General features: G+C 72.0%; 9 protein-coding genes. All 9 read right to left on the bottom strand.

Annotated features, from left to right (window positions below):
* Positions 1-43: 43 nt before the first annotated feature.
* Positions 44-271: a HypC/HybG/HupF family hydrogenase formation chaperone gene (locus VFV89_RS05455; protein ID WP_329704897.1), complete on the bottom strand. Its 228-nt coding sequence runs from the start codon at positions 269-271 to the stop codon at positions 44-46.
* The gene (locus tag VFV89_RS05450; RefSeq protein ID WP_329704896.1) at positions 258-758 is read right to left on the bottom strand and encodes a hydrogenase maturation protease; all 501 of its coding nucleotides are present in this window, start codon (positions 756-758) and stop codon (positions 258-260) included. Before VFV89_RS05450 ends, VFV89_RS05455 begins: the two co-directional genes overlap by 14 nt.
* Complete coding sequence (locus VFV89_RS05445) at positions 755-2,068, bottom strand: Ni/Fe hydrogenase subunit alpha (protein WP_329704895.1); 1,314 nt, start codon at positions 2,066-2,068, stop codon at positions 755-757. Before VFV89_RS05445 ends, VFV89_RS05450 begins: the two co-directional genes overlap by 4 nt.
* Positions 2,065-2,874 (bottom strand): hypothetical protein, encoded by an 810-nt coding sequence (locus tag VFV89_RS05440; RefSeq protein WP_329704894.1) that lies wholly within the window; start codon positions 2,872-2,874, stop codon positions 2,065-2,067. The genes VFV89_RS05445 and VFV89_RS05440 overlap by 4 nt, the downstream gene beginning before the upstream one ends.
* A gap of 2 nt (positions 2,875-2,876) precedes the next feature.
* Positions 2,877-3,707, bottom strand: a complete 831-nt coding sequence (locus tag VFV89_RS05435) for an FAD/NAD(P)-binding protein (protein WP_329704893.1) — start codon at positions 3,705-3,707, stop codon at positions 2,877-2,879.
* Entirely contained in the window at positions 3,704-4,171 is a 468-nt protein-coding gene (locus tag VFV89_RS05430; RefSeq protein ID WP_329704892.1) for a cyclic nucleotide-binding domain-containing protein, read from the bottom strand. Before VFV89_RS05430 ends, VFV89_RS05435 begins: the two co-directional genes overlap by 4 nt.
* Positions 4,168-5,364, bottom strand: coding sequence for a 4Fe-4S dicluster domain-containing protein (locus VFV89_RS05425; RefSeq protein WP_329704891.1), 1,197 nt, complete (start codon positions 5,362-5,364; stop codon positions 4,168-4,170). The genes VFV89_RS05430 and VFV89_RS05425 overlap by 4 nt, the downstream gene beginning before the upstream one ends.
* Positions 5,365-5,443: 79 nt before the next feature.
* Complete coding sequence (locus VFV89_RS05420; protein ID WP_329704890.1) at positions 5,444-5,923, bottom strand: Hsp20/alpha crystallin family protein; 480 nt, start codon at positions 5,921-5,923, stop codon at positions 5,444-5,446.
* Positions 5,924-6,107: 184 nt separating this feature from the next.
* Positions 6,108-6,591, bottom strand: a 484-nt coding sequence (locus VFV89_RS05415; protein WP_329704889.1) for an OB-fold nucleic acid binding domain-containing protein, incomplete at its 5' end; no start/stop codon positions are given.

Here is a 6,591-nt window from a genome sequence, read left to right as displayed (position 1 = left end):
GCGGTCACCAGTGCCAGGAGGATCCCGGCGCGTCTCGTGGGGGTCATGGCTGCTCCTCGGCGTCGGTCAGGCTGCGGATCTGTTCAGCCTCGCGTGCCTCGTCGTCGGTCAACCTGGCGAGGGCGAAGCCGGAGTGGATCTGGACCCAGTCACCGGGCGCGACCGGGTCGTCGAGGGTGAGCAGCGACACGGTGCGGACGCGGTCGCCGACCTGGACGTCGGCGCTGCCTGCGGTCACCACGAGCACGCGGCCCAGCTCACCGAGGCACATCGGCGCTCACCTCCTCCAGGACGGAGACGACCTCCTCGGCCGCCGCCGGCACGGCAGCCGCGACCGGGCCACTGAGCGGGGCGCCGTACTCGAAGCCGACCGCCTCGATCCCCACGACCACCAGCCGCGCAGGCAGCCGGTGCAGCGCGCGGGCGAGCTCGACCGCCGCTGCCAGACCGAAGGCGTGGGTTCCGCCGCGGCCCGTGGCCGACCACGCGCCCTCCTGCAGGCGGGAGGCCCTCGCACCCGTCTCCAGCCGGCGCACCGTGCCCGGCGGCGTGCCCGAGCACACCGCGTCCACGACGACGACCGGGTCTCGCCCGACCCACAGGTCCAGCAGCGCGGTGGGGTCCTCGTGCTCGACGACGAGCACTCCCGGGAGACCCGCGGCCTCCACCCGGCGCGCCACCGCACGGGCAACCGCGCCGCCCACCGCGTCGTCGCCGCGGTCGGCCCTACCGAGCCCGACGACGAGGGGCCCGGTCATGCGCGGTCCACGGTCAGGTCGAGGAAGTGGGTTGCACAGGAGATGCACGGGTCGTAGTTGCGGATCGCGTGCTCACAGCGGTGCTGCAGCGCATGGTCGTCGAGGCCCGTCCAGCCTTGGACCAGAGTCCTGAGGTCCGCCTCGATGCTGGGCTGGTTCTGCGAGGTGGGGGGCACGATCTGGGCGTCCTTGATCAGACCGGAGTCGTCGAGGACGTAGCGGTGGAAGAGGACTCCCCGCGGGGCCTCGCTCGCGCCGAACCCCTCCCCTGCCCGCGCCGGCACCTTCACGCTCGGGGCGGCGCTCCCGGACCAGCCGTCGATGATCCGCAGCGCCTCGTGGTAGGCCTCGACCAGCTCCACGGCGCGCACGATGATCGAGCGGAACGGGTTGCGGCACGTGGTACCCAGCCCTGCCGCCGCGGCTGCCTCCTGTGCCAGGGGCGAGAGCCGGTCGTGGTTGAGCGTGTAGCGCGCCAGCGGCCCGACGACGTACGGGCCGCGATCGCCGCCGTCCAGGCTCGCGTGCAACGCGTTGGAGTGGGCCACGTGGAACTCCTCGATGTGGCCGGGGAAGTCCCGCACCTCGAAGGCAGCCCCTGAGGAGGCGACGACGCTCCCGGACTCGATCGGATAGCCCGCGGGGGGTCGCAGCGAGACGTACTCGTAGGGCTGCTCGAGGTCGGGGAAGTCGAACCCGGCCACGAGGCCGACGGTCTCCAGCGCGTCGTCCAGGGCCGCCTCGAGGACCGGACGGAAGGCCCGGAGCTCGGCGAGGTCAGGCATCCGGTAGAAGCCGCCGACCTTCACGTTGACGGGGTGGATCGACCGTCCGCCGACCAGCTCCATGAGCCGGTTCCCGGCGCGCTTCATCCGCAGCCCGCGCTCCACCACGTGCGGGTGGTCCGCGGCCATCTCGATCGCTCCGTCGTAGCCCAGGAAGTCCGGGGCGTGCAGGAGGAAGACGTGCAGCGCGTGGCTCTCGATCCACTCGCCGCAGTAGAGAAGGCGCCGCATCAGCCGGATCTCCTCCGGGACGGCCACCCCGCAGGCGTCCTCGATCGCCCAGCAGGCGCTCATCTGGTAGGCGACCGGACAGATGCCGCAGATCCGAGCGGTGATGTCGGGCGGCTCGGTGTAGGACCGGCCGCGCAGGAACGCCTCGTAGAAGCGGGGTGGCTCGTAGATGCGCAGCTGTACGTCGGTCACCTGCCCGTCGCGCAGCTCGATGTGCATCGCGCCCTCGCCCTCGACCCGAGCCAGGGTGCCCACGTGCATGACGTGGCCGCCATCGGTCAGCTTGTGGCTCACGGTTCCTCCCCGTCGACGGCTCCGGACTCGTGTCGTTCGCTCTCGCGGAGGAAGGCCTCGGATGCGGCGTTGAAGGTGCGGAAGATGCGGACCACCTCCGGTTCGCTCATGCCGTGGGTCCGCAACCGGTTCGCCATCGACGCCGTGTTCGGCGTGTCCTGGGGACCGAAGCAGCCGTAGCAGCCCCGGTCGAAGCTCGGGCAGAGCGCGCCGCAGCCGGCTTGGGTGACCGGACCGAGGCACGGCGTCCCGTGTGCGACGGTGACGCACACGTTGCCCCTCCGCTTGCACTCGACGCAGACGCTGTGGCGGGGCACCCTCGGCGTGCGTCCCTGCAGCTCTGCGGAGAGCACCTCCAGCAGCTGGACCTTGTTGATCGGGCAGCCGCGCAGCTCGAAGTCCACCTGGACGTGTGCGGAGATCGGTGTGGCCCGGTCGAGGGTGGAGATGTACTCGGGGTGGGCGTAGACGATAGAGCGGAACTCGGCCACGTCCGCGAAGTTGCGCAACGCCTGGATGCCGCCGCTGGTGGCGCAGGCGCCGATGGTGATGACGCGGCGCGATGTCTCCCGGACCTGCTGGATCCGCTCGAGCTCGTCGGGTGTGGTGATCGAGCCCTCGACCAGGGAGACGTCGTAGGGGCCCTCGACCACGGCCCGGGTGGCCTCCGGGAAGTAGGCGATCTCGACCGCTCCGGCGAGCGGGATCAGCTCGTCCTCGCAGTTGAGGAGCGTCAGCTGGCAGCCGTCGCACGAGGCGAACTTCCAGACGGCGAGCTTGGGGCGGCCGGGCCCGGGCGTCGACATGGCTAGAGCTCCGCCTGGGCCATGAGGGGTTCCAGCACGTCGTAGGCAAGGACGGGGCCGTCCAGGCACAGGAAGTACTCCCGCAGCTGGCAGTGGCCGCACAGGCCGACGCCGCACTTCATGTTGCGCTCCATCGACAGCCGGATCCGGGAGCGGGGCACGCCCCGGTCCCCCAGCGCCACGGCGGAGTGCCGCATCATCACCTCGGGCCCGCAGATCAGGGCCAGGGTGCGAGCCGCGTCGAACGCAGCCCGGTCGATCAGCTGGGTCACCAGCCCGACGTTTCCCCGCCACGCGTGCGGACCGCTGTCGACCGTCACCTCGACGTCGATGTCGTGGTCCGCGCCCCAGGAGCGGAGGTCATCGCCGAACAGGATGTCTTCGGGAGTACGGGCGCCGTAGAGCAGCGCCACGCGCCCGTAGTCGCCCCGGGCACGGCACACCTCGAGGATCGCCGGGCGAAGCGGCGCCAGCCCGATCCCGCCCGCGACGAAGACCACGTCGCCGCCGTGGCCATCACGCACCTGCCACCCGGTACCGAACGGGCCGCGGACCCCCAGCACCGTGCCGGCAGAGGCGCCCGCGAGCGCCCGCGAGACCGAGCCCACGTTGCGGATGGTGTGCCGCAGCGTCTCCGGCCGGCCGGGGTCGCCGCTGATCGAGATCGGCACCTCGCCCACGCCGAAGGCGTGCAGCATCGTGAACTGCCCGGCGGCGAACGTCAGGGGCGCCCCGTCCACGGCCTCGAGGTCGAGGGTGCGGGTGTCCTGGGTGTCCCGGCTGGTCCGGGTCACCCGGAACGGTCGCGGCAGCATGGTCGTGGGCGCAGTCATGGGCGCGACCCGTACAGGTCGAGGAGCCGCACCCGCGCCGAGTGCAGCCGCGTCGACATCACCTGCACCACGCGCTGGAGCAGGGCGTACCCGAGCGCCGGGTCCGTCTCGCACTTGCCGCGCAGGCAGGCGCCGTCGATGGACACCACGCTCGTCTCCTCGGTGGCCACGGCGTCGAAGGTCCACCGGTAGGGCGGGACCAGCCACGACCACCCCACGACGTCGCCCTCGCGGGCGGTGTCGAGCACTGCCGCCTGGGTGGGCAGCCGCATCTGGATCGCGACCCGGCCGCTCCGGACGACGAAGAAGGTGTCCGCCGGCTCGCCCTCGCGGAAGAGGTGCTGGCCGGGCCGGAAGTGCGCGTTCACCGCGCAGCCGGTCACCAGCGCTATCGCCTCGTCGTCCAGACCTGCGAAGAAGGGGTGGCTGGGGAGGTACTGCTCGATCGTCTGGGCGGGGCTCATGGCTGCCTCGCTCCCCCGGACGCGCTGCCGGCGCCCTCCGCGCGCAGCGCCGCGGCCTCCTCGGTGATGTCGATCGCGGCCGGGCACCAGGTGATGCACCGCCCACAGCCGACGCACCCGGACATGCCGAACTGGTCGATCCACGAGCCGAGCTTGTGGGTCATCCACTGGCGGTAGCGCGACTTCGTGGAGGCGCGGACCGTGCCACCGTGGATGTAGGAGAAGTCCGCGTTGTAGCAGGAGTCCCAGACCCGGTTGCGGGAGGCGACGTCCCCGGTCAGGTCGGTCACGTCCTCCACGCTGGTACAGAAGCATGTCGGGCACACCGCAGTGCAGTTGGTGCAGGCCAGGCAACGCTGGGCGACCGCGTCCCAGATCGGGCTCTCGGCGCTGGCGTACAGCAGCTCCTTGAGCTCGAAGGTGTCGAGGCTGCGACCCATGCGCCCCGCGGCATCCTCGGCGACCCCGGCCGCAGCGTCCATCTCCTCGGCGGCGGCGGCCCCGGCACCGATCTGGTCCATGAGCTCGGCTCCGCGCTCGCTCGCCACCTCGACCACGAACCGGTGCCCGCCCGCGTCGAGCAGCTCGGTGAGGGCGAGGTCGTACGGCGCGCCACGGTCCGGCTCGGGGTGGGGGCCGGTGCCCATCGAGACGCAGAAGCAGGTGCCACCCGGGTCCGAGCAGGTCACGGCGACGACGAAGGCCTCGGCCCGCCGCGCGGCGTACGCGTGGTCGTCGTAGCGCCGGCAGAGGAGGACGGTGTCCTGGATCCCGACCGCGCTCAGGTCACAGGAGCGGACCCCGATCAGCGCGTAGGGACCGTCCTGCTCCGCCTGCTCGGTGCGCTCGACGCTGAACCCCGGTCCGGCGCGCTCGCCGCGCCACAGCACCTCGTGGGTCGGGAAGAAGACCGGCTTGGCGGACTGCGCACCGGACGCGAACCCGAACAGCATCTCGTCGTCGCGGCGCCGCAGCCGGTAGCGGCCGGCGTCCTGGTCGTCACCCCAGCCGCGCGGCAGGTCGGCGACCCCGCCGATGGCCGCGTTGACGATCGCGCCCGCCTTCACCGTGGGTCCGATGACGGTGAACCCCCGGCCGAGGAGGGCGTCGATGAGCGCCTGCAGTCCGTCGACGTCGAGCAGCCTGGTCTGGTGCGCGCGCGCTCCTCCGAGATCCTCCCTCTCCGGGCGCATGGCGCCACGCTGTCACTTGTGGGCGGTTGCCGGGAAGGGGCCAAAGGCCCCTCCTCGGCAGCTCGCCCCGGATCCGGGCTCAGCTCCGGATGACCGGGATCTTGGTGCCGGTCGGAGCCGGCGCCTCCTTGGGTGCAGGCAGCCGGACCTCAAGGATTCCGTCCTTGTACGTCGCCGTCACGTCCGCCTCGCTGGTGCCCTCCGGCAAGCGGAGGTTGCGTGTCATCCGTCCGTAGTGGAACTCCGAGCGGAACCCGTCGGGACGCTCGTCCTCGGTGTGCTCCCGGCGCTCGGCGCTCAGGTGCAGCAACCCTTCGCGGACGGTGAGCTCGATGTCCTTGTTGGGGTCGAGCCCCGGCATCTCGGCGCGGATCACGTAGGTGTCGCCGTCGACGAACTCCTCCACCCGCACGAGGTGGGCCGCGTCGGGCAGCCGGTCGAGGATGCCCTTGCCGAAGAAGTCACGCAGCATGTCGCTGAACGCCCCGTCCACGACATCCTGGCTCCACCACGTCTCCCAGGGCCACACGGGCCGGCGTTCTTGCGTTGTCAGACTCATCTCGAACCTCTTTCTTTCGTGGATCGAAGAACCGCGCGAGCCGTCGCGGTGCCGCGACGGCGCCCGGGCTCTGGTGGATCTGCGGCCGGGCTGCGGTCGTCACCTCCATGCTCGCGCGCGGCCCGGTGCCACCACAGGGTCCTTCGTCCCGCACGGACCGGCCGTCGGCCACGGCGCGGGTCCGTCAGCGGAAGTCGCGGGACTGCGCGCGTGCCTGGAGCACGGCCTCGGCGCCCGGGACGACGACGTCGATCCCCTCGATCCGGTCGGCGACCAGGTTGGTCGCCCCCTCCTCCCGCTCGAGGATGCCTCGGACCACGACTGCCACCCGGTTGCGGGCGGCCTGGCGGTGGGCCCGCATCACGCCGATCGAGCAGACGACGTTGAGCATGCCGGTCTCGTCCTCGAGGTTGAGGAAGGTGACCCCTTGCGCGGTGCCCGGGCGCTGGCGGTGGGTGACGAGGCCGGCCACGTGCACGCGCCGGCCGGCCTCTGCATGCTGGAGCTCGGCGACCGCCCTGATGCCTGCCCGGGTCAGCTCGTCGCGCAGGTGCTCGACCGGGTGCCGCTCCGGCGAGATGCGGGTCGCCCACAGGTCCGCGAGGGTCAGCTCCACCTCGGACATGACCGGGAGCGGCGGAGGTGCGGGTGCAGGCGTGGTGCCGACC

It is taken from the genome of Nocardioides sp., assembly GCF_036274455.1.
Lineage (GTDB): Bacteria > Actinomycetota > Actinomycetes > Propionibacteriales > Nocardioidaceae > Nocardioides.
The sequence above is the reverse complement of the archived record's forward strand: the minus strand, read 5'-3'. Positions and strand labels throughout refer to the sequence as shown.